This is a genomic window from Agrobacterium pusense (assembly GCF_013285525.1).
Lineage (GTDB): Bacteria > Pseudomonadota > Alphaproteobacteria > Rhizobiales > Rhizobiaceae > Agrobacterium > Agrobacterium pusense.
This window is the reverse complement of record NZ_CP053858.1, coordinates 293859-310050: the sequence shown is the minus strand read 5'-3', so window position 1 is coordinate 310050 and position 16192 is coordinate 293859. Positions and strand designations below refer to the sequence as shown.

The 16192-nt window shown below is 61.8% G+C and carries 19 protein-coding genes; 9 read left to right on the top strand and 10 right to left on the bottom strand.

All coding sequences use genetic code 11. The annotated features are described in order from the left end of the window. Positions 1–176: 176 nt before the first annotated feature. The 8 genes from HQN82_RS24655 to ubiT form a co-directional block, all read right to left on the bottom strand. A complete protein-coding gene (locus tag HQN82_RS24655) occupies positions 177–1364 on the bottom strand; it encodes an NnrS family protein (protein WP_173616254.1) in 1188 nt (395 codons plus the stop codon). Then, positions 1361–2113 carry an ATP-binding cassette domain-containing protein gene (locus HQN82_RS24650; protein WP_173616253.1) on the bottom strand — a complete coding sequence of 251 codons (753 nt, stop codon included), beginning with the start codon at positions 2111–2113 and terminating at the stop codon, positions 1361–1363. The genes HQN82_RS24655 and HQN82_RS24650 overlap by 4 nt, the downstream gene beginning before the upstream one ends. Further along, complete coding sequence (locus HQN82_RS24645; protein ID WP_173616252.1) at positions 2110–2919, bottom strand: ABC transporter permease; 810 nt, start codon at positions 2917–2919, stop codon at positions 2110–2112. The genes HQN82_RS24650 and HQN82_RS24645 overlap by 4 nt, the downstream gene beginning before the upstream one ends. Before the next feature lie 5 nt (positions 2920–2924). After that, positions 2925–3908, bottom strand: coding sequence for an ABC transporter substrate-binding protein (locus HQN82_RS24640; RefSeq protein WP_173616251.1), 984 nt, complete (start codon positions 3906–3908; stop codon positions 2925–2927). 147 nt (positions 3909–4055) lie between these two features. Next, positions 4056–4439, bottom strand: coding sequence for a hypothetical protein (locus tag HQN82_RS24635; RefSeq protein WP_173616250.1), 384 nt, complete (start codon positions 4437–4439; stop codon positions 4056–4058). Further along, a complete protein-coding gene (gene ubiV / locus HQN82_RS24630; RefSeq protein ID WP_173616249.1) occupies positions 4436–5374 on the bottom strand; it encodes a ubiquinone anaerobic biosynthesis protein UbiV in 939 nt (312 codons plus the stop codon). The genes HQN82_RS24635 and ubiV overlap by 4 nt, the downstream gene beginning before the upstream one ends. A gap of 5 nt (positions 5375–5379) precedes the next feature. Next, complete coding sequence (ubiU, locus tag HQN82_RS24625; RefSeq protein ID WP_173616248.1) at positions 5380–6357, bottom strand: ubiquinone anaerobic biosynthesis protein UbiU; 978 nt, start codon at positions 6355–6357, stop codon at positions 5380–5382. Continuing rightward, positions 6348–6863: a ubiquinone anaerobic biosynthesis accessory factor UbiT gene (gene ubiT, locus HQN82_RS24620; protein ID WP_173616247.1), complete on the bottom strand. Its 516-nt coding sequence runs from the start codon at positions 6861–6863 to the stop codon at positions 6348–6350. The genes ubiU and ubiT overlap by 10 nt, the downstream gene beginning before the upstream one ends. 149 nt (positions 6864–7012) lie before the next feature. Between ubiT and HQN82_RS24615 the strand changes: the two genes are divergently transcribed. From HQN82_RS24615 to HQN82_RS24605, 3 genes are read left to right on the top strand one after another with little or no spacing between them, the layout of a single operon-like run. Continuing rightward, positions 7013–7363, top strand: coding sequence for a DUF488 domain-containing protein (locus HQN82_RS24615; RefSeq protein ID WP_173616246.1), 351 nt, complete (start codon positions 7013–7015; stop codon positions 7361–7363). 55 nt (positions 7364–7418) lie between these two features. Further along, on the top strand, positions 7419–8933 hold the full coding sequence (locus HQN82_RS24610; RefSeq protein ID WP_173616245.1) for a UbiD family decarboxylase: 1515 nt from the start codon (positions 7419–7421) through the stop codon (positions 8931–8933). Beyond that, positions 8930–9520, top strand: coding sequence for a UbiX family flavin prenyltransferase (locus tag HQN82_RS24605; RefSeq protein WP_173616244.1), 591 nt, complete (start codon positions 8930–8932; stop codon positions 9518–9520). The genes HQN82_RS24610 and HQN82_RS24605 overlap by 4 nt, the downstream gene beginning before the upstream one ends. A gap of 4 nt (positions 9521–9524) precedes the next feature. On the opposite strand, the gene HQN82_RS24600 is transcribed toward HQN82_RS24605, so the two are convergent. Continuing rightward, positions 9525–10202, bottom strand: a complete 678-nt coding sequence (locus HQN82_RS24600) for an NnrU family protein (RefSeq protein WP_173616243.1) — start codon at positions 10200–10202, stop codon at positions 9525–9527. 12 nt (positions 10203–10214) lie between these two features. After that, complete coding sequence (locus tag HQN82_RS24595; RefSeq protein WP_173616242.1) at positions 10215–10370, bottom strand: hypothetical protein; 156 nt, start codon at positions 10368–10370, stop codon at positions 10215–10217. Between the two features lie 137 nt (positions 10371–10507). Between HQN82_RS24595 and HQN82_RS24590 the strand changes: the two genes are divergently transcribed. The 6 genes from HQN82_RS24590 (at position 10508) to HQN82_RS24565 (ending at position 16187) form a co-directional block, all read left to right on the top strand. Beyond that, complete coding sequence (locus tag HQN82_RS24590; RefSeq protein ID WP_173616241.1) at positions 10508–11041, top strand: cytochrome c oxidase subunit 3; 534 nt, start codon at positions 10508–10510, stop codon at positions 11039–11041. 5 nt (positions 11042–11046) lie between these two features. After that, positions 11047–11337, top strand: coding sequence for a hypothetical protein (locus tag HQN82_RS24585; protein ID WP_173616240.1), 291 nt, complete (start codon positions 11047–11049; stop codon positions 11335–11337). A 178-nt stretch (positions 11338–11515) separates the two neighbouring features. Continuing rightward, positions 11516–11968: a c-type cytochrome gene (locus HQN82_RS24580; protein WP_022557547.1), complete on the top strand. Its 453-nt coding sequence runs from the start codon at positions 11516–11518 to the stop codon at positions 11966–11968. A gap of 24 nt (positions 11969–11992) precedes the next feature. Next, positions 11993–13339, top strand: coding sequence for a nitric-oxide reductase large subunit (locus HQN82_RS24575; RefSeq protein WP_003585385.1), 1347 nt, complete (start codon positions 11993–11995; stop codon positions 13337–13339). A 64-nt stretch (positions 13340–13403) separates the two neighbouring features. Beyond that, on the top strand, positions 13404–14216 hold the full coding sequence (locus HQN82_RS24570; RefSeq protein ID WP_173616239.1) for a CbbQ/NirQ/NorQ/GpvN family protein: 813 nt from the start codon (positions 13404–13406) through the stop codon (positions 14214–14216). Positions 14217–14288: 72 nt separating this feature from the next. Next, positions 14289–16187 carry a nitric oxide reductase activation protein NorD gene (locus HQN82_RS24565; protein WP_173616238.1) on the top strand — a complete coding sequence of 633 codons (1899 nt, stop codon included), beginning with the start codon at positions 14289–14291 and terminating at the stop codon, positions 16185–16187. Positions 16188–16192: the final 5 nt, after the last annotated feature.

Sequence of the window (16192 nt, the reverse complement as noted above, 5' to 3'; positions counted from 1 at the left end):
CGTTTCCTATTCGTTTCGAGTTATCATCCGCCAAAAGACAGAAATATTCAACCACTTGATTTTATTGATTATTTATCAAAATTAACATTCATCAAGACGGCTCGCCTAAATCACTGATTTCGCATTGTGCTTCTGCTCAAAAAATAAACATTAGACGGGCAAGCAGTGTCTCGCTCTCAACCGCAGGCTCCTGCATCGTCCATGCCAGGCGCGCGCATGAAGGGCAGGAAACTCTGCAACCAGACCCCGAAGCTCACCGCCCACAAAACGGCGCTGAGGCCATGGTGATAGGGAGACAATGTTGCGGCAAAGTCGAATTCCGGGAGGATGCGGACTAGCCCGGCCATCGCCATCAGAAGGGCGGCCACATGCGCCTGCCATGGCAGATGCGTCAGATTGCGGCCCGTATGCCGCAGCCCGGCAATGATGAAGACGGCCATGATGGCGCATCCGAGCGCCCCGACCGAGAGCAGATGCAGCCCTGCGGCGGGCGTGACGGAAAAACCGAGCCGTGTCGCGCCGAGCGCCAGAAAACCCACGCCCGCAAAGGCGTTGCCGAGGCCAAGCAACAGCACCTCGGTCCTGAAGACCGCGCGCCCGATGAACCATTCGGCGAGCCGGTCGAGAAACGCTGCACCGGCCGCAAACGAAAGCCAGGCGCAGACATCGCTTTGCGGAAAGGCGAGCCTCGCTGCCATATAAACCGTCACCATGGCGCCCGCCATGTGCTGGCGGCCGGGATGCGGCCGGTAAGGCGTGGTCTCTCCGCTTGGATCGAGCGCCAGATTGATGACGACCACATTGATGCGGGCTGCCGAGAGCGAAAACAGCACGGTGAAAATGCACAGCGCCGCCTCCAGCATGCGGGATGCAAGTTCGAGATCGCCGCTCCACCAGCCATAACGCACACCCGCTTCCGCCGCCGCGAAAAGAAGAAGCCAGATAAGGAATGCCAGGTGTTTCATCGTGCGCCGCGCATGCATCGCCCTGCCGATGAGGGCAGAGAGCGCAAGCAGAAAAGCCATATCGAAAAAGCCGGCCAGCAGGCTCCACGCATCAGCCCCCAAGACACCGATGATGCGGCCCGGCAGCCAGAGGCAGGCAAGATGGACCAGCACTCTCCCCTGCGCCGGTTTCGTATCCGTCCATTCCGGCACCGCCGAGCCAAGGAAACCGGCAAGCGCCATGCCATAGGTGCCGTAGATCATTTCATGGGCGTGCCATTGCGATGCAGGCACCGCATCGGCGAAAGGCAGGGCATAACCACCGATGACGATCCACAGGAGGGGCCAGCCCGCACCGTGCAGTGCGGCCAGAGGGAAAAACAGCCGCAGGGCTTCGGAAAGGATGGGGGGCTGCCTCATCGCACCCGCTCCCTTGCTGAAAACAGTTCGGCGAAGGCCGGGCTCTCGGACAGGCGTTCCGCTTCGTCGAAAACCGCACGCGCCATGCGCCGGCCCGGCGAACCCGCGGGCTTATGCGCGGCAACGACTCGGCCGTCGACGCCGGAGAGCACGATCAGCCTGTCGGCAACCAGCAACGCCTCGTGAAGATCATGGGTGACCAGAAGGGTGGAAAAACCGCGCCGGCGGGCAGCACTTACCAGAAGTTCCTGCAAATGACGGCGCAGGCCGACATCAACGGCGCTGAATGGCTCATCCAGAAACAGCATGTCCGGTTCCACGGCGAGCGCCCGCGCAACGCCGGCGCGCTGGCGCATGCCGCCGGAGAGTTCCACCGGATATTTGCCGAAATCAGCCACCTCCAGACCGACCTCCAGCGCCACATCGCCCGCCCTTTCGCGCCGCTCCCGTCTCGGCAAGCCGGCCGCCGCAAGGCCGTAGGCAATATTGTCGATAAGCGTCATCCACGGCAGCAGCCTCGGCTCCTGAAACACCAGACCCTGCCGGCGATAATGGCGGTGCACGCGGCCGCGAACAGGATCGATGATTCCAGCCGCGATCTGTAGAATCGTCGTCTTGCCGCTGCCGGAGGGGCCGAGCAGCGCCACGGTTTCCTCCGGCGCTATGCCGAGATCGAAATTGTCGAACAGGCTGCGGCCGAGAAAGGCGTGGCCGACATGTTCGAAACGCAGGATGGAACGGTCGCTCATCGTTTGACACCCCATGGCAGCCCGGCGGCGCGCCAGCGTTCCAGCGCCTCCCGCAGCAGATGCAGCAGGCCGTAATCGGTCAACAGTGCAAGGCCGACCGTGATGGTGAGCCAGGCGCTGACCTGCGCAATGTCGAACAGCGCGCGTGCGGTGGCCAGTTCGCCGCCAATGCCGCCGGAATTCGAAAGGAGCTCGGCCATGACGGTTACTTTCCACGCGCTTCCGGCCGTCGTCGCCCAGGCCGGGAAGAGGTAGGAGAGCACATGCGGCATGGTGACGGTGCGCAGCCGGTAAAACCACGGAGCGCCGAAAGCCTGCGCCATCACTTCCAGCTGACGGTCCCGCTTGGCGACACCTTCCAGCGCGCCGGCAAAGGACACGGGGGCCGAGGCGATGATAACGGTCATGACAGCCGTGCCGCCGGACGAGCCGAACCAAATGAGCGCCAGCACGATCCAGCCGATGGGCGGCACGCCGAGCAGAACGGTGACGACAGGCTTCATCAACCGCATGGCCGCGAAGGAATAACCCGCCAGCACGCCCGCTACCGTGCCGATGCCGGCGGCGATGGCAAAGCCGGTCAGGGCCCTGACGGCGCTCTGCGACAGGATCGCGAAGAAATCCGGCCTCGCCGCAAGCAATCCGATAGCCGCGAAGGTCTCACCCGGCGAAGGCAGGATGAAGGAGCCATAAATTTCATGCCCGGTCTGCCAGGCGGCGAGAAAGCAGAAAATACCTGAAAGCCCCGCCCAGCCCGCCCACAGATAGCGGCCCATCCAGCCAAGACTTTCGAGAATGCGGTTCATGCCTGCTACACCAGATAAAACCCGTCATCCGGCCGCCGGCCGCCGATGATTGCCGGGTCGGCCTTGGCAAGCTCATCGTAGAACGCCTCGAGATCGGCGCGCGCAGCGCTCGCCCTAAGGGCGCATAGATGACTTGTCGGGAAGGAGGCCGCGATGATGTCAGGCGGGAAACCCAAGGCATCAGCGGCCGCAGCGGCCGCCGCCTTCGGATCGGCCATGGCGCTGGCAAGCGCCGTCTCCACGGCGTCCTGCAAAGCCTCGATGCTGGCACTGCCGAGTTTTTGCTGGACCGGTGATGTCAAGGCGAGGCCGGCCTGCGGGATTTCGGCCTTGCCGGCCACCTTCGCCCATTCCCGCTGGATATCGATGGTGCGATGGACGGACATGAAAAAAGACTTCGCCTTGATGAGCACGGCGGTCGCGGCCGGCTCGCTCAGCAGGGCGGCCTCCACCCGGCCCGTCAACAGCAATTGCACGGCTTCCGGCGGCGAGGCGGCATATTCCAGCCTGATGTCGCCGGGCTTCAGGCCGTTTTCGGCAACAAGGCGGCGCAGCACGAAATCGGGCATGTCGTTTTTGAACGGCAGAGCGAGTGTCTTGCCGGAAAGGCTTTGCAGGGAGTTCAGCGTCCCGTCTTTCGAAACGATATAGAGCAGGCCCGTGGTCAGCACGTTCAACAGCCCGAGGCCGAGACCGCGATTGTGGAGATTGGCGACGCCATAGCTCGGCATCACCACCGCCCCCATGGAGCCGGAGGCAACGGCCGCGCGCATTTCATCCGGTGTTTTCCAGGCTTTGAAGACTGCTCCGGGTGCGACATCCTTCAAGAACCCGCCCTTTACCGCATGGGCCAGCACGGCGGAGGGCGCGGCCGGAGGGCCATAAAAGGTGAGCGGCGCTTCCGCCTTCGCAACATGCGGTGCGGCAAGTGTCGCGACCGCGAGCCCGGAAAAGGCCGAAAGAGCCTGACGACGGGTGAGATGGGCCATGGTCCTGATCCTTTCGCGCCGGAAGCGCCCTGATGCGCGTGACGCCCGCTCAGACCGTTTTCCGGTCCCGGCGCGTCACCACCCCGGAAATGACATTTTGCAAGCGCCCGCTCTTTGCGCAGGATCAAACAGGGCCGAAAACAGGGATTATTCACCCTTCTTGAGTGAGAGCGCGTCCCGCAGGAGCCGCGAGCCCTCCTGAGCCGCGGCAGCGATATCGAGAAACATCAGGCTTGCGGTTTCAACCACGCCTTGATCCACCGTGTCGTCTTCGGCGAAATCGCAGAGCATCTCGGTCAGGAGCGCGATCTTGCGCCGCTCCTCGCGGGCGACGGCCAGAAGCTTGACGACATTGCGCTGGCGCTCGAAATCCTCAAGTTCGCGCAGCGCCTCGTGCACCCTGTCGCGGCAGTTGCAATCAAGCGCGCTCTGCAGGACAATATCGCGCACCAGATGGATTGCCGCCGCGATATCCGCTCCGCCCGGTGCCGCTGCGGGCAGCGTTTGCTCGCTTTGCCCGTTCGTCGTCATGCATTCACCCCATGCGCCGTGTTGCGGGCACGGGCGATCCAGACCGCCCCTTCCTGCCCATGGTGAAAACCGTTGGAAAAGGGCACGTCCGGATAGATTTGCCCGAGACGTGCAAGACCGTCCTCCGCCTCCCGCCTGCCGGCCAGAACGTCGTCATGGATTTGCGCCACCGCGACCATGTCGCAGTCCTGCGGCGACAGCCGGAAGCGGGAAATGCCGGCGGCGACCAAATCCTGCAATTCGCCAAGCACCGACTGGCAGGTATGCGATACCGTCTGCACGCCGTTCAGCGCCAGAAACGACTGCCGGTCGAGCGTGCGTACCGGCAATCCATCCGGATCGTCGCCGCAGACGAACTGGCAATTATCCTTGATATTGCCCTTGGCGCGGGCGTGGGCGCAGCGCGCCGAAATGGCGAGCGGCAGGCGGCCGAAGGCGAAGATTTCGAAGTCCACATCGGGCGTCTGCGCCACGATGCGCTCCACCGAGGTCATCGGAAGTTCCGGCGGCAGGCAGATAACACTCGCCCCACGAGAAGAAAGCAGCCGAGCGGTCGCGGCATTATAAACATTCACCATTGGCCCGACGACATGCGGCGTGCCGTGCAGTAAACCGAGCGCAGAAAGATCGTTCGCCTCGACCGGATAGGGGCTATCGGCGATCAGACCGCGCAGCTGGCGACTTTCCCGCTCCAGCGTCACCAGCGAAAGCGTCGAGAGGATCACCTTCTTTCCGGCACTCTCCAGTCGCTCGATCACGTCGGCGAGATGCGGCTCGGTGAAATGAAACCGTTTGGAGCAGACGGTTTCACCGAGATAAACATGGCTGACGGGCGCTTCATCGGCGATGCGGAAATAGAAATCTCGCCATTTCTCGCCCTGCCAGAGATAAAGGACCGGGCCGAGTGTTAGAGTGGCCTTTGCGGGTTTTGCCATCGCCTTCATCTCCAGCGTTTTTCATAAGCGCCAACGGTGGTGCGCTGGCCTTCGCTCATGAGCCGCAGGCGGGAAAGCAGCCTGCCGCGCTCCTCAGCACCGGCGGCAAGCGCCCGGTGAAGGGTGGAAACCACTTCCGCCACATAGGCCTTGCCGCGCTGGCGGCCCTCGATCTTCAGCGCGCTGACGCCCGCCTCGCGCAGCGCATCGATCTGGTCCATCACGTCAAGCGATACCGGATCTTCGAAGGCATAGGACCTGTCATCGGCAATCTCGAAGCGGCCCTTGCACAGCGTGGGGTAACCCGCCGCCTCGCCGGCCGGAAAGCGGTTGATGGTGTAATCTCCAAGTTCCGACACCAGCGCCTGCCCGTCCTGCCGGTAGCGGACATGGCTTGCCGGCGAACAGACGCCGTTCATGTTGGGTGATTTGCCTGTGGCGTAGGAGGATAGCGAGCAACGCCCCTCCGCCATGACGCAGAGACCACCAAACACGAAGATTTCGATTTCGCAACGGATTTGCCGCGCCAGCCGGGCAATGTCAGGAATTGTCAGGGTGCGAGGCAGCACCACGCGTTTCGCGCCGAAGGCATCGACGAGGAAATTCACCGCGTCCGCATTGGAGGCGGAGGCCTGCACGGAGACGTGGATACGCTGCTGCGGATGATGTTCCGCCACATGCGCCATCAGACCGAAATCGGCAAGGATAAGCGCATCCGCCCCCGCCTTCACCGCATCGGCCGCACCGCGATACCAGATATCCTCATTGCCTGCTCGCATGAAGGTGTTGAGCGCCACGAAGGTCTGCACGCGGCGTTTCTTCGCGTAAACGATGGCCTCGGCAAGTTCTTCGCGGGAAAAATTAAGGCCCGGGAAATTGCGGGCATTGGTTTCATCGCGAAAGCCGCAATAGACGGCGTCCGCCCCGGCATCCACGGCCTCGCGAAAGGCGGCGGGCGTTCCCGCAGGACAGATCAGTTCCATGACTCATCTCCCCGCGTTTCGGACAGAACATGGCCGCGCAGGCGGTCCGCAAGGCCAGTTACCATCGGCGCGAAAGGTCCGGCAAATGCACCGAGATCGCGCGGCAGATCGATGCCGCTATCATCAAGCGCATTGCGCAGCGCCACCATCGCCTCCATATCGCCGGTGACGCTGAGATCGCGCGAGAAGAACAGCGCATCGGCATCCTGCCGCCCCTCCATCAGCGCAAGCAGCATGAAAAGCGGTCCCTCGACCGCCGCGTCCGTCTTGGGCAGGCGGCCCTTTCTGCTGACGGTGATGGCGGAATGCGCCGGTTCGACCATGAAGGTGAAGGGGAGATCGACAGGCAGAAAAGCGTAGCACTTGCTGCGATGTTCGCCGAGCCGGACGAACATATCCGGATGCCGCTTCATGATCTGCGCCAGCATCGCCGCCGTCGCTCGCTGCACCACGGCAATCGGCAGAAAATTCAAGGGAGTGGCGATGGCGGCGGGGAAAGGTCTCATGAAGGGTCCTGTCGGCTCTGTTGCGGGCGGCAACCTAACCGTGGCGTACGGATGGCGGTTTGAGCGAACGCAAAGACAGAGAAATTTTCGGGTGCGCCTTCACAAAAGCCGCTATAATTCATTCACTTGCCAAGCGACGGAGGCCGCCCGTGTCCGATTTAAGGGTCAAACGGATTTACGAACCCGCCAGCGACGATGACGGCGCGCGCATTCTGGTGGACCGGCTCTGGCCGCGCGGCATGAGCAAGGAAAACGCAAAGCTCTCCCTGTGGATGAAGGAAATCGCTCCCAGCAACGAATTGCGCAAGAACTTCTCCCATATGCCGTCCCGCTTTGAGGAATTCACCCGGCATTATCATAAGGAGCTTTCGGCCAATCCCGATGCCGTGGCCCACATGAAGGAGCTGATGGCAAAGGGCCGGGTCACACTGCTTTATGCCGCCCACGATACCCAACACAACCACGCCCCGGCTCTCGCCGACTATCTTCGTTCGCACTGAGCCGCATTTGCGGCAGCGCAAGGACATGCCGCACCGGCGCCTCCAAACAGGCGGCATGAGAGACGAAGAAACAGAAACGAGACCAATCCGCACTGCCGATCTGCGCAGTTTCATCCGGCTGCTGGAAGAACGTGGGCAGCTGCGGCGAATCCGCCAGCCGGTCTCGCTGGTGCACGAAATCACCGAAATCCACCGCCGCGTGCTTGCCGATGGCGGGCCGGCGCTGCTTTTCGAGCAACCAGTCGACCATGAGGGCAAGGTGCGGGACATGCCGCTGCTTGCCAATCTGTTCGGCACGCGGCAACGTATCGAATGGGGGCTGGGGCTGGAAACGGGCGGTCTGCCCGCACTTGGACAAAAGCTCGCCGAATTACGCGAGCCGCGACCGCCCAAATCCATGGCCGAAGCGTGGGGTAAGCTGCCTCTTCTGAGAGCAGCACTTTCGATGCGGCCACGAAACGTCTCGCGCGCGCCGGTGCAGGAAAGGGTGTTGACGGGTGATGCGATCGATCTTGCCCGCCTGCCGGTGCAATGGTGCTGGCCGGGCGAGCCGGCCCCGCTCATCACCTGGCCGCTGGTCATCACCCGTTCGCCTGATGATTGCGACGATATCAATGTCGGCATCTACCGCATGCAGGTGTTGGGGCCGGACAAGGTGATCATGCGCTGGCTGGCTCATCGTGGCGGGGCACATCACCACCGGCTGTGGCAGGCGCGCGGGCTGGATATGCCCATCACCATCGCCATCGGCACTGATCCCGCCACCATTCTCGCCGCCGTGATGCCGCTTCCCGACCAAATCAGCGAGCTTGGCTTCTCCGGCCTGCTGCGCGGCTCGAAAAGCCGCATTGCCAGAGCCTTGACCGTGCCGATGCCGGTGCCCGCCAATGCCGAAATCGTACTGGAAGGGACCGTCTCAGTAACGGAAACGGCACTCGAAGGCCCCTATGGCGACCATACCGGCTATTATAATTCGGTCGAATCCTTCCCGGTCATGACGCTCTCGGCAATCGCCATGCGCCGCGATCCGATCTATCTTTCCACCTATACCGGCCGGCCGCCGGATGAGCCTTCGGTTCTCGGCGAAGCCATGCTCGAGATTTTCCTGCCGCTCGTGAAAAAGCAGTTTGCGGAGATTGTCGATCTGTGGATGCCGCCGGACGCCTGTTCCTACCGCGTCATCGTCGCTTCGATCGACAAACGATATCCGGGGCAGGCAAAACGGGTGATGATGGGCCTCTGGTCGATGCTGCCGCAGTTCAGCTATGTGAAGCTCATCATTCTGGTCGATCCCGACATTGATGTGCGCAACTGGGCGGACGTCGTCTGGGCGCTCTCAACCCGTTTCGACGCCTCGCGCGATACGACGATCATCGACGACACGCCGATTGATTATCTCGACTTCGCCTCGCCGAAAGCCGGGCTCGGCGGCAAGATGGGGCTTGACGCCACCCGCAAGCTGCCGCCGGAGACGGAGCGCGAATGGGGCCGTGTGCTGTCGATGACACCCGACGTGATCGCGAAAGTGGATCTGATGTGGCGCGATCTCAGCCTTGGAGAACGGCCATGACCCCGTGCCGCGTCGTGGTTGGCGTCACCGGCGCCTCGGGTGCCGCCATTTCGTTGCGGATCGTCGAGCGCCTCGCCGCGATGAAAAGCGTCGAAATCCATCTTGTCCTGTCGCAATCGGCCAGGCGCACCGTGCTGCATGAGGAAGGTGCGCAAGCCATGGGGCGGATGCTCTCGCTCGCCAGCGTCAATCACGCCGTCGATGATATCGGCGCGGCAATTGCCAGCGGCTCCTTCCCGACCAAAGGCATGATCGTTGCGCCCTGCTCCATGCGCACACTTGCGGCCATTGCAACCGGGTTTTCGGATAATCTTCTCACCCGCGCCGCCGATGTGCATCTGAAGGAACGCCGCAAACTTGTGCTGATGACGCGCGAGACGCCGCTGCATCTCATCCATCTGCGCAACATGTGCACAGTGACGGAGGCCGGCGCCATCGTCATGCCGCCGGTGCCGGCCTTTTACAACAGACCGCAAAGCGTCGCCGATATTGTCGACCAGATGGCCGCTCGCGCCATCGATCAGCTCGGTATCGCGCCCGCGCCGCAGGCGTCGATATGGCAGCCGCATATGGCGAAGGCGCGCTAAACGATCAGAGATAGGCCATAGGGTCCGCGCCGAAAAGCATGGCATGGCCGCCGGCCAACAGCCACCAGACCGTCAACCCTGTCAGCAAGGCGGCTAGTAGCATCGGCCCGTCCACGGCGAGGCGCGTTTTGCCGGAAAGCATTGCTGCGAAAGGGATCGTTGCATTTTTAGCAGCCGCCGCGCTCCATGCATCACCCAGTCTTTTTCGCGCGCGTTGTTCGGTCATCGCCATCCCGCCAAGCGAAAACAGCGCAAAGGCGCCGAACAGGATGACGGAACGCAGGTCGCCATTTGGCACGACATGACCGAGCGACCAGAACAGGAAACCGACGAGCACTGGATGCCGCGTGATGCGCACGATTGCCCCCGGTTTATCTCCTTGCCGCACGGAAATGGAAAGCGGATTGACGCTGAAAAGGCCGGCCAGCACGAAAAACAGGCCAATTGGGGCAACGAGGAACGTGACATGCGCCTGCCAGGGCGCGACCTCCCAGAGCGGAATATAATCGACCGACAGCGCGGCATAAAATACCCAGCCCAGCGTCAGAAGCGAAACGGCGGAATAAGTCCCGAAATAGGCGGGCCTGCCGATAGCCGCAATCAGCCGGCCGCGCACGGCAGGGACGGCGGGAATGGAATGCAGCGCCACGAAAAGCGAAAGAGCGGCGACAAATTCAAGCATGCGATCGCCTTTTCACTGGTTCAGGAACAGCACCGAAGCAATGGCCACGGAGGCAAGTACGGCGGAAACCGCGCCCATGCGCTGCAACACTCCCATACGGTAAAACAGCACCGCAAAGCCAATGATAATAGGGGTTGCGACAATCAGCCCGACCTGTGCGTCGTTCATGGGAAGCTCCGTTTTCCAGAGTTGCGCTTTGTCATGACAATAGAACTTTGCGCGCTCCCTTCTTTGACCGACCGCAAAGAAGCGGGTTTTGAGGACGCCTAAGCGTGGTTTGCTGTTTTACAAATACGGGCGAGGCCATGCCGACAAGTACGGAAGAGGAAAGCGGAAACCTGCTTTTGTGGATTCTGGTCTGGAGCGAACTTGCCGCTTTCGGCGCGCTGACCGGCGCCTTCATTATCGCCTTCGCCCTCAATCCAGAGGCCTTCACCGCCGCGCGCCAGCATCTGCAGCCACAACTTGCCGGTCTCAATACGCTGATTTTGCTGGCGAGCGGCTGGCAGGCGGCCGTTGCGGCCAGTCGCCACACCGCGCCGCCGGGCAGAAGGCGGGCGCTCGCGCTTGCCGGCCTGCTGGGCTTCGTTTTCGTCGGGGTAAAACTCTATGAATATTGCACCGAAATCGCCCTCGCCTCCGATGCCGCCTATGGCGCTTTCTTCGAGCTTTATTTCCTGCTCACCGGCTTCCACCTGCTGCATGTCGTCTTCGTGGCCGTGCTGCTGTTTCTCGTCGCAGTCTTCCCGAAAAACGAGAACGTCACGCTGGTGACAACGCTGTGGCATGTCATCGATCTGGTCTGGATCGTCATTTTTCCCATCGTCTATCTGGTTTGACAGTCATGATCCACCGCACCTCCCGCCAGCTTGCAAGAAGTTTTGCAGTGCTCGCCATACTCGTTCTCGCCGGTACGGCCGTCATCACCTCGTGGAAGGCGGCGCTTCTGCCGCCGGTTGCCGTCGCCTGCCTGATGCTACTTTTCGCGCTCATGAAATCCAGACGCGTCATCGACGATTTTCTGGGTTTTGGCGAAGAGCGGGGCCTGCTGCGCACGGCACTTCTGGCATGGCCCGCAATCTTCGCCGCCGCAGCCCTTTTGCGGGCGTTCCTGCAGGGCATTTTGCCGCTGTGAAAAGGCGGACCACATCACCTCTCCACTTGTTTGCCAAATGGCAAAGAACGCCTGCAGCCAGCGGCTAGAAAGGCGTCAGACCCCACCGCATTCCGCCAGCCTGCTGGCAAATCCCGGCAAGAGGGTTCGATCAAGCCAGTCCGCATAAGCGGTCTTCCGGATGGAAAGGACCATTGGCATGGCAGAACGCCTGACCAAAACAGGAGCGCGAAACGTCTTTTACGGCGGCTCCATCTTCTTCTTCGCCATATTTGTCGGGCTGACCGCCCATAGCCATTATTACATGCGCACCACCTCGACGGACGAAAGCACGCTGACGGAAAGCGTCGCACGCGGCAAACATGTGTGGGAGAAAAATTCCTGCATCAACTGTCACACGCTGCTCGGCGAAGGCGCCTATTTCGCGCCCGAACTCGGCAATGTCTGGAAGCGCTATGGCGGCGTGGACGACAAGGATGCGGCGCGCGATTCCATCAAGGCCTGGATGGCCGCCCAGCCCACCGGCATCGAGGGCCGGCGCCAGATGCCGCAGTTCAATCTCACCGAACAGGAACTCGATGATCTCGTCGACTTTCTCGAATGGACGAGCCGGATCAAGACGCAGAACTGGCCGCCGAACGATGCGGGTTGAGGTTGACAGCAAGGAGACGACGAGATGAAATACCAGACGCAAAAAGTCGCCATGCTGTATTTTTACGGCGCAATCGGGTTGTTCGTGGCGCAGATCCTGTTCGGCGTCGTCGCCGCGACGATCTACGTGCTCCCCAATACGCTTTCAGAGCTTCTGCCCTTCAACATCGTGCGCATGATCCACACCAATGCGCTGGTCGTGTGGCTGTTGATGGGCTTCATGGGCTCGACCTTCTACCTGCTGCCGGAAGAGACGGAAACGGAGCTTTACAGCCCCAAGCTCGCCATCGCGCAGTTCTGGATCTTTCTGGTGGCCGCAGCCGTTGCCGTGGTCGGATATATGTTCCGTATCCATGAAGGCCGCGAGTTCCTCGAACAGCCCTTCGCCATCAAGGTCGGCATCGTGCTTGTCGTCCTGATGTTCCTGTTCAACATCACCATGACAGCGCTGAAGGGCCGCAAAACCACCGTCATCAACATCCTGCTCTTCGGGCTCTGGGGTCTGGCGATCTTCTTCCTCTTCGCCTTCTACAACCCCATGAACCTGGCGCTCGACAAGATGTACTGGTGGTACGTCATCCATCTGTGGGTGGAAGGCGTTTGGGAACTGATCATGGCGTCAATCCTCGCCTTCCTGATGATCAAGCTCAACGGCATCGACCGCGAAGTGGTGGAAAAATGGCTCTATGTCATCGTCGGCCTTGCCCTCTTTTCGGGCATCCTCGGCACCGGCCACCACTATTATTGGATCGGCGCGCCCGGTTATTGGCAATGGATCGGCTCGCTCTTCTCGACGCTGGAAGTGGCACCCTTCTTCACCATGGTCATCTTCACCTTCGTCATGACCTGGAAGGCCGGCCGCAAGCATGAGAACCGCGCAGCGCTTCTGTGGTCGATCGGCTGTTCGGTCATGGCCTTCTTCGGCGCCGGCGTCTGGGGTTTCCTGCACACGTTGTCTTCGGTGAACTATTACAGCCACGGCACGCAGCTTACCGCCGCGCACGGCCACCTCGCCTTCTTCGGCGCCTATGTCATGCTGAACCTTGCGATGATGGCCTACGCCATCCCCGAAATGAAGAAACGCGCGCCCTACAACCAGTGGCTTTCGATGACGAGCTTCTGGGTGATGTGCACGGCCATGTCGGTCATGACCTTCGCGCTGACCTTTGCCGGCGTGGTGCAGATCCAGCTTCAGCGCGTCATGGGCGAAAGCTTCATGGATGTGCAGGACCAGCTGGCGATCTTCTACTGGATCCGTCTCGGCTCCGGTTTCGCAGTTCTCATTTCGGCGGTCATGTTCATCTGGGCAGTCCTGGTGCCGGGCAAGCAGAAACAGGGCGACGTCGCCCGCCTGGTGCAGCCCGCCGAATGAGAAACGGACCGGCTCTCCTTTTCCCCCGGAGAGCCGGTCCTTACCACCAACCATGGAGATGACCATGAATACGATTTTCCGCGCCCCGCCGCAGCCTTTGCCGGACATGCCGTTCTATACACCGCTTGGCAATGAATGCACGCTGTTCGAAAGCGCCTGGGTGCGGCAATTGCCGCTGCTGCTGAAAGGCCCGACAGGTTGCGGCAAGACCCGTTTCGTCAGTCATATGGCGGCAAAACTCGGCCTGCCGCTTTCGACCGTTTCATGTCACGACGATCTTGCCGCCGCCGATCTGACCGGTCGTTACCTGCTGAAAGGCGGTGAAACCGTGTGGATGGACGGCCCGCTGACACGATCCGTGCGTCAGGGCGGCATATGTTACCTCGACGAGATTGTGGAAGCGCGCAAGGATGTGGCCGTTGTGCTGCATCCGCTCACCGACGACCGTCGTATCCTGCCGCTGGAGCGCACCGGCGAGGTGCTGGAAGCGCCCTCGGGTTTCATGCTCGTCGTATCCTACAATCCGGGCTACCAGAACCTGCTGAAAAGCCTGAAACCCAGCACCCGCCAGCGCTTCGTCGCCATTGAATTCGATTTTTTGCCGAAGGAGCAGGAGATTGCCGTCGTTTCGCATGAAAGCGGGCTCGATGCGCGCGATGTCGAGCCGCTCGTCGATCTTGCCCACCGGCTGCGCGGCCTGAAAGGCCACGATCTGGAAGAAGGCGTCTCCACCCGCCTGCTCGTCTATTGCGCCAGCCTCATCGACACCGGCCTTTCCGCCCGTCAGGCCGTGCGCGCGGCGATGATCGAGCCGCTGACCGACGAGCCTGACGTGAAGGCCGCGCTGCACGAAGTTGCGGATGCGATCATTCGATAGGGCGGATTTTTATCCGTATCGGAATGCGCGGCGAGGCCCTCGCATTCCGGCCTGATGCCATGAGGATAAACCATGCTGGACTTTCTGGAACTGGAAGAAACCGTCGGCCGCGCCTGGCACAGGCTGATCGGCGATACCGGCACATGGTTGCGCTTTCCGGATCACGCCGTGAAGCTGGAAGATATGCAGGCCGTGCTGGCCATTTGTTTCCGCGGTTTTGGCGGTGAACACGCGGTGCAGATCGCTCCGGCCCGCGCGCGCACTTCCAGCCACCGGCTGAGGCTGCGCCAGCGCATGGGCCTTGGCGAAGAGAAGCTCGCCCAACCCGGACGCGATCATGCCACGCTGATGCTGCCGCCGATGCTCGATCTGTTTCCTGACCGGTGCCTCAACCGCGATCTCTATCTCTGGCTCGCCGCCGCCATGGCGATGATGCCGCTTGAACCGGTCGTGGCTGCCGATCCGCTGCGCAACGATCTTGCCCGGCTCGACCGCGCCGCGGAGCTGGCCGAGACCGTAACCCGTACTTTTTCCGGCATGAAGACCCGCTATCGCCGGCTATGCGCCGCCATGCTCGCGGTGCGGCAAAAGCGGCCGCTGCCGCAGGCGGAACAGCAGGTGGAACAACGGGTGCTTTCCATGCTGGCCGATGCGGCAGGGATCGAGGGACATGCGCCACCCGCCGGCTTTCCGGCCAAAGCGCCGCCACGCTACCTGCCGATGCTGCCGGTGCCGCTGTGGCCGGATACACTGCTGCGCGAGACATCCGAGTCCCGGCAGGGCGAGGACCAGCCGGCCTCTAATGCAGCGCCGCAGAGTGCGGAGGCCGCCCGTCATATCGCGGTGCGCGAAAAAACTGAGAACCGCCAGACCAAACGCAGCCCCTTCATTCTCAACCGTTTCGAAAAAATCCTCGCCATGGCGGAGATGGTCAATGTCGATCGTCCCGGTGACGACAGCGACGATGCCGACGGCAGCGCAGCCGACGAGCTGGATGACATAACGCTGGGCGAGAGAAAGGGACGCCCTTCCGCCCGCTTCCGCTTCGATCTGGACCTGCCGCCCGAAGCACTGAACCATACCCCGCTGACAGCGGAGCTGACCTATCCCGAATGGGATTATCGCAGCGGTACCTATCTCGCCGATCATTGCCGGGTCATCGCCGGTCCGGCGAAAGACGCCGAAACGGCACCGGAACCCGACCCGGACACCAAGAGCCTCATCCGTCGGATCAGGCGGCAATTCGAGGTGCTGCGGCCACGCCACGAGATGCTGCGCGCCCAGCTTGACGGCAATGATCTCGATCTTGACGCCGTGGTGCGCGCGAGAAGCGACATCGCCGCCGGAGGACAGGGCAGCGACCGCATTCATATGGCAAGCCGCCCACAGGCGCATGATCTTGCCGTAACGATCCTCGTCGATGTGTCCCTGTCCACCGATGCGTGGTTCGACAATCGCCGGGTGCTGGACGTGGAAAAGCAAGCCCTGGTGGTGCTTGCCCACGGGCTTTCCGCCTGCGGCGACAGTCACTCCATCATGACCTTCACCTCCCGCCGCCGTTCGTGGGTGCGGGTGGAAACGGTGAAAGATTTCGATGAGCCGATGGGCCACACCGTCGAGCGTCGCATCGCGGCGCTGAAGCCGGGCTTTTACACCCGTATCGGCCCCGCCATCCGCCATGCGAGCGCCAAGCTGCATGAAAGGCCGGAGCGCCGCAAGCTGCTTCTGCTGCTAACGGACGGGAAGCCGAACGATGTCGACCACTATGAGGGTCGCTTCGCCATCGAGGACAGCCGCCGTGCGGTTTCCGAGGCGCGACATTCTGGCGTCAGCGTCTTCGGCGTGACCGTCGACAGCAAGGCGCAATCCTATATACCAGCAATGTTCGGCCAGAACGGTTATGCCATCGTCAGCAGGATAGCGAAGCTGCCATCGGCGCTGCCAGCAATCTATCGCAGCCTTGCCGGCTGACGCAT